General features: G+C 68.1%; 19 protein-coding genes. 9 read left to right on the top strand and 10 right to left on the bottom strand.

Features of this window, described 5'->3' with window-relative positions:
* Positions 1-2: 2 nt before the first annotated feature.
* From AC3WOB_RS30240 to AC3WOB_RS30200, 9 genes are all read right to left on the bottom strand, one after another.
* Positions 3-785 carry a slipin family protein gene (locus tag AC3WOB_RS30240; RefSeq protein WP_013395403.1) on the bottom strand — a complete coding sequence of 261 codons (783 nt, stop codon included), beginning with the start codon at positions 783-785 and terminating at the stop codon, positions 3-5.
* A gap of 48 nt (positions 786-833) precedes the next feature.
* Complete coding sequence (locus AC3WOB_RS30235) at positions 834-2,279, bottom strand: NfeD family protein (protein ID WP_492277089.1); 1,446 nt, start codon at positions 2,277-2,279, stop codon at positions 834-836.
* Between the two features lie 118 nt (positions 2,280-2,397).
* Entirely contained in the window at positions 2,398-3,378 is a 981-nt protein-coding gene (locus tag AC3WOB_RS30230) for a Bug family tripartite tricarboxylate transporter substrate binding protein (RefSeq protein ID WP_492277088.1), read from the bottom strand.
* Positions 3,379-3,407: 29 nt separating this feature from the next.
* On the bottom strand, positions 3,408-4,625 hold the full coding sequence (locus tag AC3WOB_RS30225) for a CaiB/BaiF CoA transferase family protein (protein ID WP_492277087.1): 1,218 nt from the start codon (positions 4,623-4,625) through the stop codon (positions 3,408-3,410).
* A complete protein-coding gene (locus tag AC3WOB_RS30220; RefSeq protein ID WP_492277086.1) occupies positions 4,622-5,779 on the bottom strand; it encodes an acyl-CoA dehydrogenase family protein in 1,158 nt (385 codons plus the stop codon). The genes AC3WOB_RS30225 and AC3WOB_RS30220 overlap by 4 nt, the downstream gene beginning before the upstream one ends.
* Positions 5,780-5,812: 33 nt before the next feature.
* A complete protein-coding gene (locus AC3WOB_RS30215; RefSeq protein WP_492277085.1) occupies positions 5,813-7,018 on the bottom strand; it encodes an acetyl-CoA acetyltransferase in 1,206 nt (401 codons plus the stop codon).
* Complete coding sequence (locus tag AC3WOB_RS30210) at positions 6,999-8,471, bottom strand: 3-oxoacyl-[acyl-carrier-protein] synthase III C-terminal domain-containing protein (RefSeq protein ID WP_492277084.1); 1,473 nt, start codon at positions 8,469-8,471, stop codon at positions 6,999-7,001. The genes AC3WOB_RS30215 and AC3WOB_RS30210 overlap by 20 nt, the downstream gene beginning before the upstream one ends.
* The gene (locus AC3WOB_RS30205; RefSeq protein WP_013395396.1) at positions 8,468-9,343 is read right to left on the bottom strand and encodes a MaoC family dehydratase; all 876 of its coding nucleotides are present in this window, start codon (positions 9,341-9,343) and stop codon (positions 8,468-8,470) included. Before AC3WOB_RS30205 ends, AC3WOB_RS30210 begins: the two co-directional genes overlap by 4 nt.
* Positions 9,344-9,351: 8 nt before the next feature.
* Positions 9,352-10,269: an SDR family NAD(P)-dependent oxidoreductase gene (locus AC3WOB_RS30200; RefSeq protein ID WP_013395395.1), complete on the bottom strand. Its 918-nt coding sequence runs from the start codon at positions 10,267-10,269 to the stop codon at positions 9,352-9,354.
* Positions 10,270-10,614: 345 nt separating this feature from the next.
* Between AC3WOB_RS30200 and AC3WOB_RS30195 the strand changes: the two genes are divergently transcribed.
* The 6 genes from AC3WOB_RS30195 to AC3WOB_RS30170 all read left to right on the top strand — a co-directional run bounded on the left by AC3WOB_RS30195 (position 10,615) and on the right by AC3WOB_RS30170 (position 16,996).
* Positions 10,615-11,619 carry a LysR family transcriptional regulator gene (locus AC3WOB_RS30195; RefSeq protein ID WP_492277083.1) on the top strand — a complete coding sequence of 335 codons (1,005 nt, stop codon included), beginning with the start codon at positions 10,615-10,617 and terminating at the stop codon, positions 11,617-11,619.
* Between the two features lie 76 nt (positions 11,620-11,695).
* Positions 11,696-12,673 (top strand): Bug family tripartite tricarboxylate transporter substrate binding protein, encoded by a 978-nt coding sequence (locus tag AC3WOB_RS30190; RefSeq protein ID WP_492277082.1) that lies wholly within the window; start codon positions 11,696-11,698, stop codon positions 12,671-12,673.
* A 218-nt stretch (positions 12,674-12,891) separates the two neighbouring features.
* Entirely contained in the window at positions 12,892-14,127 is a 1,236-nt protein-coding gene (locus AC3WOB_RS30185; RefSeq protein WP_492277081.1) for a CaiB/BaiF CoA transferase family protein, read from the top strand.
* Positions 14,120-14,905, top strand: coding sequence for a crotonase/enoyl-CoA hydratase family protein (locus AC3WOB_RS30180; protein ID WP_492277080.1), 786 nt, complete (start codon positions 14,120-14,122; stop codon positions 14,903-14,905). The genes AC3WOB_RS30185 and AC3WOB_RS30180 overlap by 8 nt, the downstream gene beginning before the upstream one ends.
* Positions 14,906-15,001: 96 nt before the next feature.
* Complete coding sequence (locus tag AC3WOB_RS30175) at positions 15,002-15,961, top strand: tripartite tricarboxylate transporter substrate binding protein (protein ID WP_492277079.1); 960 nt, start codon at positions 15,002-15,004, stop codon at positions 15,959-15,961.
* A 63-nt stretch (positions 15,962-16,024) separates the two neighbouring features.
* On the top strand, positions 16,025-16,996 hold the full coding sequence (locus tag AC3WOB_RS30170; RefSeq protein ID WP_492277078.1) for a Bug family tripartite tricarboxylate transporter substrate binding protein: 972 nt from the start codon (positions 16,025-16,027) through the stop codon (positions 16,994-16,996).
* A gap of 16 nt (positions 16,997-17,012) precedes the next feature.
* On the opposite strand, the gene AC3WOB_RS30165 is transcribed toward AC3WOB_RS30170, so the two are convergent.
* Complete coding sequence (locus tag AC3WOB_RS30165) at positions 17,013-17,930, bottom strand: LysR family transcriptional regulator (RefSeq protein WP_492277077.1); 918 nt, start codon at positions 17,928-17,930, stop codon at positions 17,013-17,015.
* A 199-nt stretch (positions 17,931-18,129) separates the two neighbouring features.
* Here AC3WOB_RS30165 and AC3WOB_RS30160 point away from each other — a divergent pair, with 199 nt between their 5' ends.
* From AC3WOB_RS30160 to AC3WOB_RS30150, 3 genes are all read left to right on the top strand, one after another.
* Positions 18,130-19,290, top strand: coding sequence for an acyl-CoA dehydrogenase family protein (locus tag AC3WOB_RS30160; protein WP_013395387.1), 1,161 nt, complete (start codon positions 18,130-18,132; stop codon positions 19,288-19,290).
* A gap of 28 nt (positions 19,291-19,318) precedes the next feature.
* Positions 19,319-20,389 carry an acyl-CoA dehydrogenase family protein gene (locus AC3WOB_RS30155; RefSeq protein ID WP_492277076.1) on the top strand — a complete coding sequence of 357 codons (1,071 nt, stop codon included), beginning with the start codon at positions 19,319-19,321 and terminating at the stop codon, positions 20,387-20,389.
* A 55-nt stretch (positions 20,390-20,444) separates the two neighbouring features.
* Positions 20,445-21,141 (top strand): thiolase family protein (locus AC3WOB_RS30150; RefSeq protein ID WP_492277075.1); only part of this gene is annotated, 697 nt, incomplete at its 3' end.

Raw genomic sequence — 21,141 nt, 5'->3', positions numbered from 1 at the left:
GGTCAGGGGCCGGCAGGCGGCTCCTGGTCCTTCCCCGCCAGCCCTTTGAGCAGGCGGCTGAACTCGACGGGAAAGGGAAAGACAATGGTCGAGCTGTTTTGCGCACCGATCATGGCGAGCGTGCTCAGATAGCGCAGTTGCATGGCTTCGGGCTGTTCCGATAGCGTGCGCGCCGCGTTCAGCAACATCTGCGCGGCCTGTTCCTCGCCTTCGGCGTGGATGATCTTGGCGCGCCGCTCGCGCTCCGCCTCGGCTTGCCGGGCGATGACGCGGATCATGCCTTCGTTCAGGTCGATGTGCTTGATTTCCACGTTCGCCACCTTGATGCCCCAGGCGTCGGTCTGCGCGTCCAGAATGCTCTGCACCGCATTGTTCACCTTGTCGCGTTCCGAGAGCAGCTCGTCCAGATCATGCTTGCCCAGCACGGAGCGCAGCGTGGTCTGCGCCAGTTCGCTGGTGGCCTGCCGGAAGTTCTCCACCTGGATCACCGAGCGCTCCGGATCGATCACGCGGAAGTAGATGACGGCATTCACCTTGACCGACACGTTGTCGCGTGAGATCGCGTCCTGGCTGGGCACGTCGAACACGGTCATGCGCTGGTCCACGCGCACCATCTGTTGCACCACCGGTATCAGCAGGATCAGCCCCGGACCCTTGACTCCGGTATAGCGGCCCAGCGTAAAGATCACGCCGCGCTCGTACTCGCGCAGGATGCGGACCGACAGGGCGAACAGCGCGACGGCCAGCGCCAGGATGGGGGCGTAGAAGGCGAGGTTCATCAACATGGCTGACTCCGCTTGAGTAGGGTATCGGCGTGGCCCGAATGGAGGGTGTCACCGCTGGGACGGCGGCAGGCCTGTGTCTGGCTGCACATGCAAGGTCACGCCTCGGACGGCGGTGATCACCACGGTGTCGCCAGCCGCGAGCCCGGCCGGACCTACCGCGCGCCAGCGTTCTCCCACCGCCGCCACGTAGCCTTGCCCGTCCGCCCAGCTCAGCACCTTGATCCGCAGTCCGATCAGCGCTTCGGCGCCGCTGACGACCGGCGCGCGGCGCGAGCGCAAGGCCAGCCGGCCGATCAGGAACGTCATCCCCAGGCTGGCCGCGGCGATTCCCGCCATCAGCGGCACGGATACGCCAAAGGCCGGCGTGTCCGTGTCGATGAGCAGAATGGCGCCGAGCACGAAGGAAACCGCGCCGCCCACGCCCAGCACGCCCAGCGTAGGCGCGAATATCTCCGCCACCATGAGCGACGTGCCTAGCAAGACCAGCGCGATTCCGGCATAGGTCAGCGGCAGCGCAGCCAGGGCGTACAGGCCGACCAGCAGGCAGATGGCGCCGAAGATGCCCGGAAACAGGGCGCCCGGACTCATGAATTCGAAGATCAAACCGTACACGCCCGCCATCAATAGCAGCAGCGCCAGATTGGGATTCGTAATGACGCTGAGCACTTGGGTACGCCAGTCCGGCTCGCGCGCGATCTGGCGCAAGTCGCGGGTGTGCAGGGTGGTCTCGGCGTTGCCGACCCGGACGCGGCGTCCGTCGGCTTTGGCCAGCAAGTCGGGCACGTCGTCCGCGATCAGGTCGATCACGTTCTGCGCGCGCGCTTCGCCGGCCGTGAGGCTGGCCGCGGCGCGCACGGCCTGTTCAGCCCAGTCGGCATTGCGGCCGCGCAGCGCGGCGAGCGACCGGATATAAGCCACGGCGTCGTTGATGGCCTTGGCTTCGCCTGCGTCCTTCGGCGCGGCGGGTGCGGTCTTGTCTGCGGGGGGCTTCTTGTCTGCCGGGTCAGCCGGTCCGGAAGGGCTGTCGGCCGGCCGGGACGGGCTGCCGCCCAGCGCGATGGGCGTGGCCGCGCCCAGATTCGTGGCCGGGGCCATGGCCGCAACGTGGCTGGCGTAAAGAATGTAAGTGCCAGCGCTGGCGGCGCGCGCGCCGTTGGGCGCCACATAGGAAATCACGGGAACCGGCGACGCGAGAATCGCACGGATGATGTCGCGCATGGAGGCGTCCAGTCCGCCCGGCGTGTCGATGCGCAGCACGACCGCCGCCGCATTCTGCTGCCGCGCCGCCTCCAGGCCGCGGATGACGTAGTCTGCCGTGGCGGGGCCGACGATGCCGTCCAGGGAAAGCACCACAGCGACTTGCGGGCCGCCGGCAGGCTGCGCGCCCGCGCCGCCCGAACAGATTGCCGCCGCCGCCAACAGCACCGCCACGCGGCGCAGCTTGCGTAGCATGGCACAGCTTCGGGACAGCAGGCTCAGGATCGGGGCGGCCATGAGCAGGTTTCCTCCGACGCGCGGCGCCGGACGGCAGGGCGGCGCTGCTGCTATGTCCAGAGTACTACTTTCGCCAATTTATTCAGAGCCTTACGGAAGTTGGAGACGGCCGGGATGGCTACCTCAGGGTGATCCCCGTCTGCTGCACAACCCGGGTCCAATACTGGCTGTCGTCCTCCATCCGCGCGGCGAGATCGTCGGACGAGCCGCCTTCGGCGATCAGCCCCAGTTGCGCATAGCGTTCGCGCACCTGGCTCGACGCAAGCACGGTTGCAACATCCTTCGTGATTTGATCGACCACGGGCTGCGGTGTGCCGGGAGGCGCGTAGAGGCCGACCCAGGTGTCCCGGTCCAGGCCGGCGATGCCCAGTTGGGCGAAGCTGGGCACGCCGGGCAGCAGCGCGGAACCCGCGGGCGTCGTGACGGCCAGCACGCGGGTCTTGCCGGTCTGGGCCGCCTTGGTGGCGCCGGATGCGCTGAGGAAGGCGCTGCCGACATGCCCCCCTATCAGGCCGCTGAGATTGGGGCCTTCTCCCGCAAAGGGAATGTGGGTGATGTCGATGCTTTTGTCGCGCCTGAGGAGTTCGCCGAAGAAGTGGGTGCTCGTGCCTTCGCCGCTGGAGCCGAAGCTTACTGAACCTGGTTTTTCGCGGGCCAGCGCAACGTACTGCGCCAGGTTTTCCGCCGGAACCGCCTGCCGGTTGACCAGCAGCGCGACCGGCGTGGTGAAGAGGGTGGAGACGGGCAGCAGGGTCGCGGCCGCTGGCGCTGCGCCTTCCTGGCCGCGGGTCAGCTGTTCGTTCAGCGTGGAATTGGTGGCCGCGACCAAGGTGTAGCTGGGCGGACTTTTGGCGGCCAAGGCCAGGCCGATGCGGCCGGACGCGCCGGGGCGGTTCTCGACGATCACGGCCTGGCCCCATAGCGAGCTCAAACGCTCGGCCAGGACGCGGGCGGCGCCGTCGACCGCGCCGCCCGCCGGATACGGCACGATCAGCCGCACCGGCTGGTCGGGGTAGGGGGCCGCCGCGGCGGAGGGCCGGGCGCCGGACGCCGCCAGCGCGGCGATCATGAACGCGGTCAGGCGGATGGTTTTTTGCATTCCTTGTCTCCCTTGTGCATGTTGAATGCTCAGATCACGCCTGCCGCGCGCAACCGGGCAATGCTGTCTGGCGACAGCCCCAGCAGATCGGCGTAGACAGCCTCGTTGTCCTGTCCCAGCTCCGCGCCGGCGTGCCTGGGCTCCGTCGGATCGCGGGTGAAGCGCGGCACGACGCCGGGCATCTGCAGCATGCCGAAGTCGCGGTCGGGGACGTCGACGATGGAACGGCGCGCCACCACGTGGGGGTCCTTGACCACCTGGTCGATGCCATAGATCGGCGCCAGCGTGCCGTTGGCCTGTTCGAAGGCGGCCAGGACCTGCTCCAGGTCGTGCGCGGCGCACCATTCGATGAAGACGCGGTTCAATTCCTGTTCATGCCGGACCCGGCTGGCGTTGTCGGCGAAGCGCGGGTCTTGCGCGAGGTCCGGGCGGCCGATGGCGCGGCAGTTGTTGGCGAACATGGAATCGATCGAGCCCGCCATGGATACCCAGTGGTTGTCGCGCGTCCGGTAGACCGCGGAGGGCGCGGAGTAGGGGCTGCGGTTGCCGTTACGGGCGGGCACCGTGCCGAGCTGCTGGTAGACCCCGGGCATGAAGTCCAGCAGCCGGGTGATGCACTCCGTCAGCGCCAGGTCTATTTCCTCGCCGGGCCGGTCGGGGTCGCGCGCCCGCGGCCATAGCGCCGTCAGGATGCCGATGGCGCCGAATAGCCCGCCTATGGAATCACCCAACGGCATGCCCGCGTGCATGGGCTCGTCATCGGCATGGCCTGTGATGGTGGTCAGCCCGCCCATGGCTTCGAAGATCCGCGCGAAACCCGGCCGCTCCGAGTAGGGGCCGGACTGGCCGAATCCCGTGACCCGCAGGATCACCAAGTTCGGCTTCAGCGACCACAGCACTTCCTTGGTCAGGCCCCAGCGGTCCAGCGTGCCTGGCCGGAAGTTCTCGATCAGCACGTCGAATTGCGGCAATAGCTGCTTGAAGATGCCGGCGCCCTCGGGCGTGCGCAGGTCCAGCGTGGCGAAGCGCTTGCCGCGCTGGGCAGTCTTCCACCAGATGCTTCTGCCGTCCTTGAACGGCGGAAAGGCGCGCATGCCGTCGCCCTTGCGCGGCAACTCCAGCTTCAGCACGTCGGCGCCGTAGTCGGCGAGCAAGGTGGCGGCGAAGGGGCCGGCCAGCACCGTGGCGATGTCCAGTACCCTGAGCCCGGCCAGGGGGCCTGTCTTGGCGTCGCTTGCGGTCATCATCGCGGCGCCAGTTGACGGGCGATGATCTCCTTCATCACCTCGTTGGCGCCGCCATAGATCTTCTGGCCGCGCGAGTCCATGTACATGCGCGCTATCGGGTATTCGCGCATGAATCCATATCCGCCGAAGAGCTGCAGGCAGCGGTCGACCGTCTCGCATTCTTTCTGCGTGCCCCACCATTTCGCCATCGCGGCGGTGGCCGCGTCCAGCCGCCCCTGCTGCTGCCAGGCGATGCACTGGTCGATGAAGACCCGCGCCAGCGCGGCCTCGGTCTTCATTTCGGCGAACTCGAAACGGGTGTTCTGCAGCTTGAACAGCGGCTGGCCGAAAGCCTGCCGCTGGTGCACGTGTTCCAGCGTGAGGCGCAATGCCCGTTCGATGCTGCCGACGGCGCGTATGCCGATCAGCAGCCGCTCATAGGGCAGCTGCGCCATCATCTGGGCGAATCCCTGGCCTTCCGCGGCGCCCAGCAGGTTGGCGGCGGGCACTCTGGCCTCGTCGAAGAAGAGCTCGACGGTGTCCTGCGCCTTGAGCCCGATCTTGTCCAGCGGCTCGCCGCGCCGAAAACCTGCCAGGTCGCGGGTTTCCACCATCAGCAGCGATACGCCCTTGGCGCCGAGACTGGCGTCCGTCTTCACCGCCAGCATCACCAGATCGGCGTGGTGGCCGTTGGTGTTGAAGGTCTTGGACCCGGTGATCACATAGCTGTCGCCGTCGCGCCGCGCGCGGGTCTTGATGCCTTGCAGGTCGGAACCGGCGCCGGGCTCGGTCATGCCGATGGACGCGACGATGTCGCCGCTGGCCATGCCGGGCAGCCAGCGCCGCTTCTGCTCCTCGCTGCCGTAATGATGCAGATAGTGGGCGACGATGTAATGCGGGCCGAAGCCGGGGCCGAAGCCGCATTCCGCGCTGACCTCGACCAGCGCCGCCAGATGGGCGTAGTCGCCGTCGCCGCCACCGTATTCCGATGGCAGGTCGGCCAGCAGGAAGCCCATGGCGCCGAGCTGGTTCCAGACCTCGCGGTCGATGCCGCCTTGCGCTTCCCAGGCCGGCACGCGCGGCAGCAGTTCGGCGTGCCAGTAGCGGCGGGCGGTTTGCTGGAATTGTTCGATCTCGGGCGTGCGCCACGGTGATTGATAGTCGTCCATCAACATGCTGTGTCTCCTTGTCGTCCGTTGCGGCGTCGTTCAGGCGCCGTACTTGCCCAGCACAGAAACGCTGCACACGTTCTGCCAGGGAAAGCCGCCCAGGTTGTGGATCACGCCGATGGCGGGGTCGTCGGCGCGCTGGCGAGCGCCGGCGCGTCCCAGCATCTGCAGGTACATCTCATAGGCCATGCGCAGTCCGGTCGCGCCGATGGGGTGGCCGAAGCACTTGAGGCCGCCGTCGATCTGGCAGGGGATGGTGCCGTCGGCGTCGTAGAAGCCGTCCAGCACGTCGTGGGCGCCGCGGCCTTCGGCCGAGATGTGCATGTCCTCCATCGTTACCAGTTCGGTGATGGAGAAGCAGTCGTGCACCTCCAGCAGGTCGATCTGTTCGCGCGGCCGTCCTATCCCGGCCTCCTCATAGGCGCGGGTCGATGCCACCCGCGTGGTCTGGAAGTAGCTGCCGTCCCAGCTGTCGTGGCCGGCTTCGCTGCCGCTGGATACGGCGAGTTGGAGCGCCTTGATCGCCACCAGGTCGCGCTTGCCCAGGCCGCGCGCGATGTCCGGGGTGGTCAGGATGGCGCAGGCGGCGCCGTCGGAAACACCGCAGCAGTCATACAGGCCCAGCGGCTCGGCGATCATCGGCGCGTTGATTGCGTCTTCCATGCTGATCGGGTTGCGCAGATGGGCCTTGGGATTGCGGCCGGCGTTGGCGTGGCTTTTCACGGAGATGTGGGCGATGGCGCGCTTCAGGTCCCGCGCATCGACGCCGTGCTTGGCGCGGTAGGCGCTGGCAAGCTGCGCGAACGAGCCGGGCGCGCTGATGTTCGGCCACACGATGTCATTGAGCGGACCGCGTGGACGCTGGGGCAGGCCGCCATAGCCGGTGTCCTTGAGTTTCTCCACGCCGAAGGCGAGCGCGAAGTCGCAGGCGCCGGACGCCACCGCATAGGCGGCGCCGCGCAGCGCCTCCGATCCGGATGCGCAGAAGTTCTCGACCCGCGAGACGGGGATGTTCGGCAGTCTCAGGGCGACGCCCAGCGGCACGCCGCCGCTGCCCAGGTGCTGGGTTTCGATCCCGGTGCCCAGCCAGGCCGCCTGGATCTGCTCCTTGCCGATCCCGGCGTCCCGCAGGCATTCGTCGAAGGCTTCGACCGCCAGGTTCTCCGCGCTGCGGTCCCAGCGCTCGCCGAAGTGCGAGCAGCCCATGCCCAGGATCACCACCTTGTCACGAATGCCTGTTGCCATGCCTGTTCTCCGTAAGGTCGGCGACCATCGCCTTCCAGAAATAGCGGGTGTAGCCGCGCGCGGCGTCTTGCGCCTTGATGCGAAAGCTCATGCGCAGCGCCAGCCCCACCGCCAGTTCGTCTTCGTCCATGTCGGTGTAGTCCATCATCAGACGGCCTCCGCCTTCGAACTGCACCATGCCGTAGCAAGCCGGCGGATTGGGCGTATAGGCCAGGCGGTCCGCGGTGTAGCTCATGATCCGGGCCGGAGTGTCGGCAAACGGCAGGTCCTCCTGAGTGCCGATGGCGCCGCAGGCGGGGTTGACGCATACGTCGGTGCGCGGCCACTGGGCCGTGCCGCAAGCGCCGCAGCGTCCGCCGAGGAAGCCGTGCACCGCCTTGCGGTTGCGGTACTCGACCGACAGCGGGGTGAGCTTGTCGTTGTCGGCGCGCATGCCGCGCTCCAGAGGAAGCTGGTCGTTGAAAACCAGGAACTTCATGTAGTTGTCCTCGGCCTTGCCGCGCGCCAGCCAGCCTTGCGCGCCCAGGCGGCGGGGCAGGTCGGCCAGGGCCGGGGTGGTGCGCAGCACCAGCACGTCGACCCCCTGGCCGAATGCCACCAGCACCAGCACTTGGCCGGGTTCCGCCGCGCCCAGCGCATGCGCCAGCATCAGCAACGGATGGGCGCAGCCGGCGTTGCCCACCGTGGCCGCCAGCGTGTCGTGCACGCGTTCGGGCGCGATGCCGGCCAGCTTGGCGATCCGCTGCGCCGCGCCCTTTTGGGGCAGCGCCACGCACAGCGTGTCCACCTGGCCGGGTTTCAGGCCGGCCCGGCGCAGCGCCGCCGAAATGGCTTGCGGAATCTGCGCGCCATGGCCTTCCTCGCGTATCCAGCGCTCTTCCCAGTAGGTGTCGGTGGCAGCGTTCGCGCCCCGATAGTGGTCGGCCATGTCGATGGTGCGGCTCTCCAGCGCCAGGGGCTCGGCAATGGCTGCGCCGTCGCCCACCAGTACCGCGCCGGCGGCATCGCCATACAGGAGCTCCTGCGCGCTGGCCACCTTGGCCTTGCGGCGATCGCTGGCGACGACCAGCGCATTGCGTCCGCTGCCGCCGCGCAGCGCCTGCATCAAGGCAGAGGTAGCGCCGCGCTGCGAGGACGCGACGTCGATGGCGCCGACGTCCTCGGCCAGATTCAAGGCCTGCGCCACGATGCTGGCGTTCAGCCGGCTGGCATAGGGCAGCGAGGTCGAGGCCAGCAGCAGGTCGTCGACCTCGCGTGCTTCGGTCCCGCTCAGGCAGTCGCGCGCCGCTTCCACCGCCATGGTGACGGCGTCCTCATCGAAGCCGCACATGGCGCGTTGGCCGGCGCGATGCGCCGCCAGCGACGCGTCGTACCAGGAATGGCTGCGCACGATCGCCTCGCGCTGCAGGCGCAGGCGCGGAATGTAGGCGCCGAAGGAAAGTATGCCCCTCATGCGCGGGCTCCTTGCGGCGGGTCGATGATGGCCAGTCCATTGTTGAGCACCACCTTCTGGCGCTCCAATGCCGTGGCGCGGAAACGCACCTCGCCGCTGGCGCCCCAGGCCTCGACGCGGATGGTCTCGCCCGGATAGACCGGCGCGCTGAAGCGCACGTCGATGCGCTTCAGCCTGGCCGGCTCGTAATCGCACAGCATGCGCAGCAGCCCGTGGCAGGCAATGCCGTAAGTGCAGAGGCCATGCAGGATGGGCCGGTCGAAGCCGCCCGCGCGGGCGACTTCGGGATCTGCGTGCAGGGGATTGAAGTCGCCCGACAAGCGGTAGAGCAAGGCCTGGGACGTCAGCGTGGGCAGGTCGCAGACATGCTCGGGCGTGTTTTCAGGCAGCTTGACCGCCGCCGGTGACGGGCCGCTGGCGCCGCCGAAGCCGCCATTGCCGCGCGCCATCACCGCCTGTTCCACGGTGGCCAGCAGGGCGCCGTCGCGCGTTTCCAGGGTGCGCTCCACGAAGAACAGCGCGCCCACGTCGGGCCCCTTGTCGAGGATGTCCTTGATCCGGGTGCGGCCGATGACGGTGCCGGCCGGCGCCAGGGGGCGATGCAGCTGCACCGACTGGCTGGCGTGCAGCACGCGGCGCCAGTCTATGCCGGTATCCGGTTCCTTCATCCAGAAGCCGGGGTATCCCAGCACCGCGGCCTGGGTCGGCACGGCCAATTGACGGTCCTCGTAGACGAAGGGCAGCTCGCGCGCGTCCAGCGGGTCGCGGCCCAGGCCCAATCCCAGCGCGTACAGGATGGAGTCCTTGGCGGTGTAGGTTTGCTCCACCGGTTCGAAGCGGCGCTGCATCAGCTTGTCGGGGTCGATTCTCATGGCGGGCCTCATACCGGAGTCCAGGCAAAAGCCTCGCGCGCGCTTTCCAGCGGCACCAGGCTGGGCTGCATCGCGGGAATCGCATGTTCGGCGATGGTCTCGACGGTCCAGCCTTCCGAGCGATGCACGCTGCGCACCGGCCGCGGCTGGCTGAACAGCATGATCTCGTTCTTGCGCACGCCGAAGATCTGGCCGCTCACGCCGGCGGCCAGGTCCGACAGCAGGTACACGACCATGGGCGCGATCTTGTCGGCGGTCATCTGCTTGAAGCGTTCCAGCCGGCGCTTCTGCTCTTCGGTTTCATCGGGCAGGGTACCGATGAGGCGGCTCCAGGCCCACGGCGACACGCAGTTGGAACGTACGTTGCAACGCTCCATTTCCAGCGCAATGGAACGCGAGATGCCGACGATGCCGAGCTTCGCCGCCGAGTAATTGGCCTGGCCGATGTTGCCTACCAGGCCGGCTGCCGAGGTCATGTGCACGTAAGCGCCGGATTGCTGTTCGCGGAACATTGCCGCAGCGGCGCGGCTGACGTTGTAGGCGCCTTGCAGATGCACGTCGATGACCTGCTGCCAGTCCACGCTGCTCATCTTGTGGAACATCCGGTCGCGCAGGATGCCGGCGTTGTTGACCACGCCGTCCAGCCGTCCGAAGTTGTCGACAGCGGCCTGCACCATGCGCGCCGCCGCTTCCGGGTCGGACACGCTGTCGCCGTTGGCGACGGCGCGGCCGCCTGCCTGACGGATTTCCGCGACCACTTCGGAGGCCGGATCCAGCGTTCCCGCGCCTTCGCCGTTCGGACTGCCGCCCAAGTCGTTGACCACGACCGCCGCGCCTTCGCGCGCCGCCAGCAAGGCAATTTCGCGGCCGACGCCGCGGCCGGCGCCAGTCACAAGCACGACTTTCCCTTCAAGAACTCCAGCCATTTCATCTCCTCGGCAGGTTGATGCATCCACCCGGAATCGGGATGCGCCAACTGTAGGCATGGCTGGCAAGCCGGGTAAGCACACGCAGCGGATGGCAGGTATGCAGGATCGGCAACGCTGCGGCGCGTCCCTCGCGATCCGGTCCGTGTTGCGCGGCAGCAAGAACGATCCCGGACCTGCTTCGGGTTGATCCCGATCCGTCATGGCTGAGCGCGAGGACGCATCCGCCATGGCGCGGCGCAGCACCCGCAGCCCGGCGCCGTGCCATGGCGAGCGGCCGCGATACGCCCTGATATGATCAAAAAAAGTAAACGCAGGCTGTCCCGTCCTGGCAGGAGACAGAAAGTGAAACTGGTGGTCCGCGCAGCCGATGAGCTGAAGATAGAGAACGTGTCCGCTTTCGTCGCGACTGCGGAGTCGGGCAGTTTTTCGCAGGCGGCGGTACTGCGAGGATGCTCGCAGTCCATGTTGAGCCGGCGTGTATTGGAACTGGAAGAACTGCTGGGCGGGCGCTTGTTCAACCGCACCGGCCGTGGCGTCCTGTTGACCGAGCTGGGCGTGGCGCTGCTGCCGGTGGCGCGGGGGCTGCTGGACGGCGCCACCGGCTTCCTGGAACTGGCGTCCTCCACCAACGAGCAGCCCTCCGGCACTGTCGAGATCGCGCTGCCGCGCTGGGCCGCGGAAGGTCCCGTGTCGATGCTGGTGAACCGCATCTCGTCGCAGTTTCCCCGCATCCACCTGGTCATACACGAAAGCTACAGCCGCGACGTGATGGACAGGCTGGCGGCGGGCAAGCTCGATATCGGCGTTTTCAACAGCTATCAAGCCGAGCCGCCCGCCCAGGCGCAGCGCCTGTTCTCGTCCGACCTGGTGCTGCTGGGCCGGCGCGACTCGCCGCTGCTGCGCGATCCCACCGTGCCGCTGGCCGCATTGAACGGCCTGTCCATCGTGATGCCGCCTTCGCCCAATCCGGTGGAGGCCGTGGTGCGCGAACGCACCCGCGACATGCAGCTGGAGTTGCGCGCGGAACTGGAGATAAACTCTGGCGCGATGATCCGCGAGGTAGTGCGCCGGTGCGGTCGCCATGCCATCACCCAGGTGCATCGCATCGAGGACTACCTGGACGAGGGCGACCTGGCGATTTCCCGCATCGTCGAACCGGCGCTCACGCTGCATACCTTCTGCGCCACCGGCGCCAAGCACCGCATCAATCGCGCCAGCCTCGCGGTCGAGCGCTGCCTGGTTGCGGTGCTGGGAGAGCACTTCGTCCGATTGCAGCAGGCCGCGCAGATGCGTGAAGCGCGCTGGGCCAAGGCATGGCAGACGGCTGTCCAGACCGTGCATAGCTGATCGTCGGTTCCCGCATGGCACGGCGGAGTTCTTGTCGCTATCGTGACAGGCCACAAGAACCCCAGGAGACGAAACCATGTCCGTTGCCAGAACCGCGTGGCGCGCTGCCGTGCTCGCCTGCGTCGCACTGCTTGCTTCGATGTCCGCCGTAGCCGCCGATGCCTATCCTTCGCGTCCCATACGTTTCATCGTGCCCATCGGTCCCGGCAGCAGCGGCGACACGATGACGCGTACCTTCGCCGAGCATCTGCGCAAGGTGGCGGGCCAGTCCACGCTGGTGGAGAACCGGCCCGGCGCCGAGCTCTCGCTAGGCACCCAGGTGGCGCTGAGCGCGCCCGCCGATGGCTATACCGTGGTGTTGATCAGCCCCAGCGCGACGGTAATCAATCCCTTGTTCGTGAAGGACTTGCCCTACCGGCCCGAGGATCTGCTGCCCATGCTCAACGTGACCCGCCACGTGGCCGTGCTGGTCGCGTCCGAGAGCTCGCCCTACAAGAGCCTGGGCGACGTGGTGGCTGCGGCCCGTCGCGACAAGGGCGGTGTCAGCCTGGCTACCTACGGCAACAGCTATCGCCTCGGTGCGCTCGACCTGGCCAGGCGCGCGGGCGTGGACTTCAACCAGGTGCCGTACAAGGGGGCCGCGCAGGCGGTGGCGGATGTGGTGGGGGGATCGGTGGACCTGGCGCTGATCGACATTGCCGGCGCCGCGCCCTTGGTCGCTTCGGGAAAAATCCGTGCGCTGGCGGTGGCGGGGGACCAGCGTCATCCGCTGTTGCCCGAGGTGGCGACGGTGCAGGAAGCCGGCTATCCGGGCTACTCCCTATACATTTTCATAGGCTTCGCCATTCATGCCAAAACGCCCCCTGCCGTGGCAGGCAAGCTTGAAGACATGATGCGGCAAGTCATGGACGATCCCGCGCTACGCGCGCAGCTTGCCCAGCAGAGCGGCGGCGAGGTGGTCGGCGCCGGAAGCAAGGAGTTTGCGCGGACGATACAGGCCGAGGCGGTGCGATATGGGGAACTGGCGCGCCTGGTCGGCGGCGGCTCGCCCTGACGCTTGCGGGCATCGCGACGCGGCTCGAGGAGGGTTCCGCACCAATATTTTCGATGTATCGGCTGACCCAAATATAGTATTTCCGGCGTGCGCGGTTCTTACCTAGGATGTCCAGCAAGGCATTCTGGAATGGGAGCTGTCATGTTCGAAGGTGGTGTTTGCAGGATATCCGGGCCGCGCGGATTGCGCGTCCGGGCAGGGCGTTCGGGGATCGGCGCATGAGCGGCCCGTTGGAAGGCGTGCGCATCCTCGATGTCACGACGGTGCTGATGGGACCCTATGCGACGCAGATATTGGGAGACCTGGGCGCGGACGTGATCAAGGTCGAGCCCCCGGCCGGCGATAACGTCCGCGGCATCGGCCCGGCGCGCCATCCAGGCATGGGCGGCATCTTTCTGCATGCCAACCGCAGCAAGCGCAGCGTGGTGCTGGACCTGAAGCAGCCAGCGGGCCGAGAAGCGCTGCTGAAACTGGCGGCCACCTGCGACGTCCTGATCTACAACGTGCGGCCCCAGGCGATGGCGCGGCTGGGGCTGTCGTACCAGGAACTGGCGCAGGTCAATCCCGCCATCCTGTACGTGGGCGTATACGGCTACGACCAGCGCGGCCCCTATGCGGCGCGCGCCGCGTACGACGACCTGATCCAGGGCGCGGTGGGCATACCGGCGCTGTCGGTCCAGGCCGGCGGCGAAACGCCGCGCTACGCGCCCAGCGCCATCGCCGACCGCATCGTGGGCATCAGCGCGGCCAACGCGGTCAGCGCCGGCTTGTACCACCGGGCGCGGACGGGCCAGGGCCAGGCCATCGACGTGCCCATGTTCGAGACCATGGCGCAGCTGATACTAGGCGACCACATGGCGGGCCAGTCCTTCGAGCCGCCGCTGGGGCCTGCCGGATATCCACGGATCCTGAACGCGGACCGGCGCCCCTATGCGACGCTGAACGGCCACATCTGCGTGCTGATCTATGCCGACAAGCAATGGGCGGCATTTTTCGAACTGATCGGGCAGCCTGGCCGCGAGTCCGCCGATCCCAGGTTCCGCGACATCGGCACCCGCACCCAGCACATCCATGCGATCTACCGCCTGGTGTCGGATGAGATCGCCAAGCGCACTACCGAGGAATGGCTGGAAGCGTTCGAGGCGGCGGATATTCCGGCCATGCCCATGCACACTGTCGAATCGCTGCTGCGCGATCCGCAGTTGGAGGCCGTCGGATTCTTCAACACGGTCGAGCATCCCAGCGAGGGCAAGCTGCGCACCATGGCGGTGCCGTCGCGCTGGTCCGGCACGCCGCCCGCGCCGTCGCGGCCCGCGCCGCGACTGGGTGAGCACAGTGTCGAAGTGCTGAAGGAGGCGGGCTACCCGGATGAGGCCATTGCCGCGCTGCTGCGGGATGGCGTGACCTCGATGGCGGCCGACGCTGCCGCAGTGAACGGAGCCGCCCATGACTGAATTCCTGAAACGCGAGCGTCATGGCGCCGTGCTGCTCCTGACCATGAACCGCGCAGCCACGCGCAACGCGCTGTCCGATCCCGATGCGATCGACGCGCTGGTGGACGTCTGCGCCGAGATCAATGCGGACATGTCGGTGCGCGCCGTGGTGCTTACCGGCGCACACGGCGTGTTCTCTTCCGGCGGCAATCTCAAGACCTTGTCGGCGGCGGTCGGCGCCGGGCTGGGGGAGCCGGTGCGCAGCCGTCAGGCCTACCGCGACGGCATTCAGCGCGTGCCGCTGGCCCTGTGCAATCTGGAAGTGCCGACGATCGCGGCGGTCAATGGACCGGCCATCGGCGCGGGCTGCGATCTGGCGTGCATGTGCGATATGCGCCTGGCCGCCGAAGAAGCGCGTTTTGCCGAGAGCTTCGTCAAGCTGGGCCTGACGCCGGGAGACGGCGGCGCCTGGCTGCTGCCGCGGGTGGTCGGCATGTCGCGCGCCTGCGAACTGGCGTTTACCGGCCGCAGCGTCGATGCCGCCCAGGCGCTCGATATGGGACTGGTCTCGCAGGTGCTCAGCCAGGAGGGGCTGCTGCCGGCCGCGATGGCGTTGGCGCAGGAGATTGCCCAGCATTCCGGCCACGCGCTGCGCCTGACCAAGCGGCTGTTGCGCGAGGGTCAGCACACGCGGCTGGACACCTTGCTGGAGCTATCAGCAGGCTTCCAGGCCTTGGCGCACCACACGCAAGAGCACGCCAGCGCACTGGACGCGTATCTGGACAAGACGCGCGGCTGAGCGGCTCCGGCCCTGGCAACGGCAGCCTCGCCGGCGCGCAACCTATAACGAGGCGATACAAGGAGGAGACCCATGCAGACAAGGAGAAGAACACTGGTGGCCGCTTTAGGCGCGCTTGCCGGTTTGCCGCTGGCGCGCGCCGCCATCGCGAACACGGCGGCATGGCCGGCGCAGCCCTTGCGCTTGATCCTGCCCTACGCGGCGGGAGGTCCGACGGATGTTTTGGCCCGGGCCGTGGCGCAGCATGTGGCGCGCGAACTGGGCCAGCCCGTGATCGTCGAGAACAAGACCGGCGCCAGCGGCAACATCGCTGGTGAAACCGTGGCGCGCGCCCGGCCCGATGGCTACACGCTGCTGTACCACTCGTCCGGCCTGGCGATCAGCCCCGCGCTGTACCGGCAATTGCCCTATGACCCCCTGCGCGATTTCGCGCCGGTGGGGCTGACGGCCTCGATCCCGCTGGTGCTGATGACGACCAAGGCCTTGCCGCCCCAGGACACCAAGGAGTTCATTGCCTACCTCAAGGCGCGTCCCGATGCGCTCAGCTATGGGACCGGCGGCGTCGGCAACATCACGCATCTGAGCGTGGCGCTGTTCCTGCATGCCACCGGCACGCGCGCCGTGGGCATTCCGTTCAAAGGCACCAATCCGGCCATGGTGGCGATGCTGGGCGGCCAGGTGCAATTCATGGTGGACGCGATAAGCTCGGCGCTGCCCTACATCCGCGACGGCAGGGTCAAGGCGCTGGCCGTGACCGGCGCAGAGCGGTCGCCAGCGCTGCCGCAGGTGCCGACGCTGCGCGAAGCGGGCTTGCAGGACCTCACGATGAGCACCTGGCAAGGCGTGCTGGCGCCGGCCACCACGCCGCAGCCGGTGATCCAGCGCCTGAACCAGGCGGTGGCGGCGGCGGTGCGCGATCCGGCCATCGCCGGACCGTTCACGGCGCAGGGCGTGGACCTGCGCAGTTCCTCGCCCGCCGAGTTCCAGGCATACCTGGGGCAGGAGGTCAGGCGCTGGGGCGACGCGGTCAGAATGGCGGGCATACAGCCCGAATGAATACGGCAAACGCCGTGGCTGCAAAGCCACGGCCATGAACGCAACAGCCTTGCGGAGACAAGCATGAACATCAGGACCCTGGCCATGACGGCCATGCTGGGCGCGGCGCTGGCCTTGGGCGGCAACGCCCGCGCGGCAGACAAGTATCCCTCGCATCCCGTGAAGATCATCGTGTCGCTGCCTCCGGGCAGCGGCGCCGACACCACGGCGCGATTCCTGTCCAAGCATCTGGCCGAGCAGTTCGGCCAGCCTTTCATCGTCGAGAACCGGCCGGGCGCCAACAGCTTCATTGCCGCCCAGGCCGTGGCGACCGCGGCGCCGGATGGCTACACCATGTTCGTGGCCAGCAATTCGCCCATGACGACCAACGCCGCCGTCTTCAAGCACCTGCCGTATGACGCGATCAAGGATTTCTCTCCGGTCGCGCCCATTGCGCGCTTTCCCATGGTGCTGGTGGTGCCGGCCAGCTCGCCATACAAAAGCGTGGCGGAGTTGGTGTCGGCCGCCAAGGAAGCTCCCGGCAAACTGAACTTCGCGAGCGGCACCGCCACCTACCAGGTGGTGCTGGAACTGTTCCATGAACAGAACGGGATCAAGGCCACGCACGTGCCGTACAAGGGTACGTCGGCGGCTCTGGCCGATCTGGCTGGCGGGGTGGTGCAGTACAGCCTGGCCGACGTCAGCGCGGCGCTCCCCTTGATCCGCGGCGGCAAGCTGAAGGCGCTGGCCGTGACCAGCGCCCAGCGCATCAAGGACCTGCCAAACGTTCCCACGATGCAGGAGAGCGGCACCAAGGGCTACGAGGCCTATGCCTGGACGGCCGCGTTCTTTCCCGCGAAGGTCGATCCCGCCATCGTGGCGCGGGTGTCGGAGGCGGTGCAGGCCTTGGTGCGCAGCGACGAGGGGCGGGCGTTCATGGCCAATCTGGGCGGCGAGTCGTTCGTGGGCGGTCCCGACACGCTGGCGGCCTTCCAGAAGGAAGAGCTCGAGTCCATGCGGCGTATTGCGAAACTGGCCAACATCCAGCAGGAGTAAGCGCGCGCGGGGCCTGTCATGCGGAGACCGCCGCGGCGGTCTCCGGCCGCATCAGGCGGCAGGCCATCTCGACGAAATTGGCGGTGGTGGGCGTGGCGTTGTCCGGATGCACGGCCAGCGCAATGCCTACCTTGATGGTTTCGGCCAGCTGCGAAACATTCACCAGGCGTACATTGCTGCCGGCTTGCCGGCGGGCCACCGCCGGCACGATGGCTATCCCGAGCCCGCTTTCCACCAGGCTCAGTATGGTCTGCACCTGGATCGCTTCCTGCGCGATGCGCGGCACCACGCCCGCTTGCTGGAAGGCATACATCACCAGCGCATGCATCCCCGGCACATGCGCGCGCGAATAGCCGATGAACGGCTCGTCCGCGAGTTCGCTCAACGCAACGTCCTCACGCTGCGCATGGCGGCTGCCGGCTGGCACCGCCAGCATCAGGTGGTCAGGCTGCAGCAAGGTGACGCGCGCCGCCGTTGGCTCCAACACAGGAAAACGCACCAGCGCCACGTCCAGCGTGTGCGCGTCCAGGCGGCGCAGCAGATCGACGGTGGTGGATTCTTCGATGATCAGGTCGACGCGCGGGTAATCCTTGCGGAACTCCGACAGCAGCCGCGGCATCAGCGAATAGGTGGACGAACCGACGAAGCCCACCTTCAGGACGCCCTGTTCGCCGCTGGCGCCTTCTCTTGCCGCACGGCGGATCTCCTCGGCATAGAACAGGGTGGTGCGCGCATATTGCAGCACGACCTGGCCGGCGGGCGTGGGCCGCAGGCCGGCGGGTAGCCTTTCGAACAACTGCACGCCGAGCTCCTGTTCCAGCTTCTTGATCGCGGTGGACAGGGGCGGCTGAGCCATGTGCAGCCGCTCGGCGGCGCGATGGAAGTTGAGCGTCTCGGACAGGACCAACAGCTGCTTGAGCTGGCGTAGCTCCACGGGTGTCTCCCTTGATGCGCCGGGCTCGCGATATTTGTGATGTATTGCCCGGTCCACATCTAATATTAGACCGGGATGTGACCCCCGTGTAGATTGCCATGAAGCCCGCGCGCATTGCGCCGGGCAGGGTTTTCACGGCACTTTCGGCAGTTCGAATGCATGCGGCGGCGCCGTGCCGCCGCGCCTTCCGGGGACCACATTGGGCGCTATCAACGAGGCACTGCGGCTTGCCGCGATTCCTGCGCAGGACGAGGCGCTGCGCCCGTCCGTGCGCGCCTTCCTGCGCGAGGCGCTGAAGGACATGCCGGCGGACCGCCGCGCGCGTTCCTGGATGGGCTATGACGCGGAGTTCAGCCGCGCGCTGGCGCGGCAGGGATGGCTGGGCCTGACCTTGCCCGCGGCCTACGGCGGCGCGGCGCGCAGCAATTTCGCCCGCTTCGTGTTGAGCGAGGAACTGCTCGCGGCGGGCGCGCCGGTGTCGGCGCATTGGATCGCCGATCGCCAGACCGCGCCGCTGATCCTGCGCTACGGTTCGCCGGCGCAGCGCGATTTCTATCTGCCGCGCATCATACGGGGCGAAGCCTTCTTCGCCATCGGCATGAGCGAACCCGACACCGGTTCCGACCTTGCCAGCGTGCGCACGCGCGCCACCCCCGACGCCGGCGGCTGGCTGCTGAACGGCCGCAAGATATGGACCACCAACGCGCACCGCTCGCACTACATGTGCGCGTTGGTGCGCACCTCCGGCGTGCCGGAAGACCGGCACAAGGGACTGTCGCAGATGATCTTCGACCTGTCCTTGCCCGGCATCGAAATCCGTCCGATCCGCGACATCGCGGGCGACGCGCATTTCTGTGAAGTCCTGTTCGACAACGTCCGCCTGCCGCGCGATGCGCTGGTGGGCGAAGAGGGCAGCGGCTGGCAGCAGGTCACGGCCGAACTGGCGTTGGAGCGCAGCGGCCCGGAGCGGATCTACTCCAGCATGGTGCTGATGGACGGCTGGCTCGCGCATCTGCGCCAGGCGGCGTCGCCGGACCCGGCGCACGTCCGGCTGGCGGGACGTCTGGCCGGCCGGTTGACGGTGCTGCGGGCCATGTCGCTGGCGGTCACGCAGCGGCTCAACGATGGGGCCGACGCCAGCCTCGCGGCCGTGCTGGTGAAAGACCTGGGCACGGAGTTCGAGCAGGCCGTGCCCGAATGGATAGGCCAGGCCTTGCGCGCGGACGCCAGCCCCGCGCCTGACGAGGTGCTTGCCCGCACGCTGGCTTATCTGACGCTGATCAACCCGACCTTTTCGCTGCGCGGCGGCACCCGCCATATCCTGCGCGGCATCATCGCGCGCGAGCTTGGCCTGCGCTAGGGCCTATCGACACCTGAAGGAGGGCCCCATGGCGGCATCCATCCAGCAAGACCTGTACGACGAATTTGCGCGCGCCCTGGCTGGTTTGTGCCCGCTGGAGCGGGTCCGCGAGATCGAGACGCAGGGCGGCGCAACCGACCCGGGCAGCCTCGCTGCCCGCACATGGCGGGAGATCGACGCGCTTGGGTATGTGGACGCATTGACGCCCGCGGAACTGGGTGGCGCCGGATTGCCGCTGGCCGACGCCGAGGGCCTGCTGCGCGCGGCAGGCGCGTTTGCGTTGCCTTACCCGCTGGCCGACACCATGTTGGCGCGCGCCCTGTTGCGGGCCAGCGGCCAGACCGTGCCAGAGGGGCCTATTGCATTGGCCCAGGCGTTGCCGGGACCGCGCGGTCTGCGCTGCGTCCAGACGCCGGGAGCCGGGCTGGCGCGCACGCTGCTGGTTCAGCGCGACGGCTGCCTGTTGTTGCTGGCGGCGCCGGCCGCATCCGATCCGGGCGTGTTCCGGCCGCGCGCCAGCGCCGCCCCCGCATGGACCGACTCGCCGCCTGTCCTCGGCCGTATCGCCTTGCCGGACGAGGCCGTGCAGGCTTGGCGCAACGCCGCCGACGCAGCCGCAATCGCTGGCGCGATGCAAGCCGTGCTCGACCGCTGCATCGCCTTCGTGGGCGAACGCCAGCAGTTCGGCAAAGCGCTGGGCCGTTTCCAGGCGATCCAGCAGGAGATCAGCGTGCTGGCGGAGCAGGTGGCGTCCACCGCCATGGCGGCGCGGCTGGCTTGCTCCAGCGGCTCCCTGTTTCCCGACGTCACGCTTGCGGCCTGCGCGCGGCTGCGGGCATGCGAGGCCATTCCCGTCGTGTGCTCCCTGGCGCACGCGATCCACGGGGCGATCGGGATCACCGAAGAGCTGGCCCTGGGCCTCTACACCACGCGGCTGCATGAGTGGCGCGCCAGCGGCATGAGCGAAGACGCCTGCGCCAACCTGATCGGAACCCAGCTGCTGGCCGGCGACAGCCCGTCGATGCTGGAGTTCGTGCGCGGCGTCATGGCGGCCGTGTCGGCGGATAGCGAGGCCGACGCGGCGCGCGTTCCCGCGTAGCGCGAGACGGGCCCGCGTCTTTCTTTCGAATTCCATGCAACCGAGGTAATCATCCATGCCCTCAAGTTCAGATGCCGTCGTCATCGTCGGCGCGCAGCGCACGCCCATCGGCGCCTTCCAGGGCGCCTTGTCGCACTACACCGCGCCCCAACTGGGCGCCCATGCGCTGGCTGCCGCCATGCGTCAGGCGGGCCTGCCGTCCGATGCGGCCCAGGAGGCATTGATGGGCTGCTGCCTGTTCGCCGGCCTGGGGCAGGCGCCCGCGCGCCAGGCCGTGCTGGGCGCGGGGCTGCCGACCACCGTGCAGGCGACCACGCTCAGCAAGATGTGCGGCTCGGGCATGAAGGCAGTGACCCTGGCGCACGACATCCTGCGCGCCGGATCGGCGGATGTGGTGCTGGCCGGGGGCATGGAATCGATGAGCAACGCGCCGCATCTGATACCCCGGGCGCGGCAGGGCTACCGGCTGGGCGACGGGCAGTTGCTGGACCACATGTACCGCGACGGCCTGCAGGATGCCTATGAAGGCCATCTGATGGGGCACTACGCCGATCTGGCCGCGCGCGAGCACGGTTTCAGCCGCGCGCAACAGGACGCCTATGCGGAGCAGAGCGTGCTGCGCGCTCAGGGCAGCATCGCGGCAGGGACGTTCGGGGCCGAAATCGCCCCCATTGCGGCGGGGGGGGGGGGGGGGGGGGGGGGGGGGGGGGGGGGGGGGGGGGGGGGGGGGGGGGGGGGGGGGGGGGGGGGGG

Source organism: Achromobacter sp. FW305-C-30-7 (assembly GCF_058783105.1).
Note: the sequence above shows the minus strand (reverse complement) of the source record. Positions and strands in the feature narration are given on the sequence as shown.

Excerpts from the sequence above, each read along its gene's own strand:
- AC3WOB_RS30240 (WP_013395403.1), bottom strand. The coding sequence starts at position 785 with ATGTTGATGAACCTCGCCTTCTACGCCCCCATCCTGGCGCTGGCCGTC.
- AC3WOB_RS30235 (WP_492277089.1), bottom strand. The coding sequence starts at position 2,279 with ATGGCCGCCCCGATCCTGAGCCTGCTGTCCCGAAGCTGTGCCATGCTA.
- AC3WOB_RS30230 (WP_492277088.1), bottom strand. The coding sequence starts at position 3,378 with ATGCAAAAAACCATCCGCCTGACCGCGTTCATGATCGCCGCGCTGGCG.
- AC3WOB_RS30225 (WP_492277087.1), bottom strand. The coding sequence starts at position 4,625 with ATGATGACCGCAAGCGACGCCAAGACAGGCCCCCTGGCCGGGCTCAGG.
- AC3WOB_RS30220 (WP_492277086.1), bottom strand. The coding sequence starts at position 5,779 with ATGTTGATGGACGACTATCAATCACCGTGGCGCACGCCCGAGATCGAA.
- AC3WOB_RS30215 (WP_492277085.1), bottom strand. The coding sequence starts at position 7,018 with ATGGCAACAGGCATTCGTGACAAGGTGGTGATCCTGGGCATGGGCTGC.
- AC3WOB_RS30210 (WP_492277084.1), bottom strand. The coding sequence starts at position 8,471 with ATGAGGGGCATACTTTCCTTCGGCGCCTACATTCCGCGCCTGCGCCTG.
- AC3WOB_RS30205 (WP_013395396.1), bottom strand. The coding sequence starts at position 9,343 with ATGAGAATCGACCCCGACAAGCTGATGCAGCGCCGCTTCGAACCGGTG.
- AC3WOB_RS30200 (WP_013395395.1), bottom strand. The coding sequence starts at position 10,269 with ATGGCTGGAGTTCTTGAAGGGAAAGTCGTGCTTGTGACTGGCGCCGGC.
- AC3WOB_RS30190 (WP_492277082.1), top strand. The coding sequence starts at position 11,696 with ATGTCCGTTGCCAGAACCGCGTGGCGCGCTGCCGTGCTCGCCTGCGTC.
- AC3WOB_RS30185 (WP_492277081.1), top strand. The coding sequence starts at position 12,892 with ATGAGCGGCCCGTTGGAAGGCGTGCGCATCCTCGATGTCACGACGGTG.
- AC3WOB_RS30180 (WP_492277080.1), top strand. The coding sequence starts at position 14,120 with ATGACTGAATTCCTGAAACGCGAGCGTCATGGCGCCGTGCTGCTCCTG.
- AC3WOB_RS30170 (WP_492277078.1), top strand. The coding sequence starts at position 16,025 with ATGAACATCAGGACCCTGGCCATGACGGCCATGCTGGGCGCGGCGCTG.
- AC3WOB_RS30155 (WP_492277076.1), top strand. The coding sequence starts at position 19,319 with ATGGCGGCATCCATCCAGCAAGACCTGTACGACGAATTTGCGCGCGCC.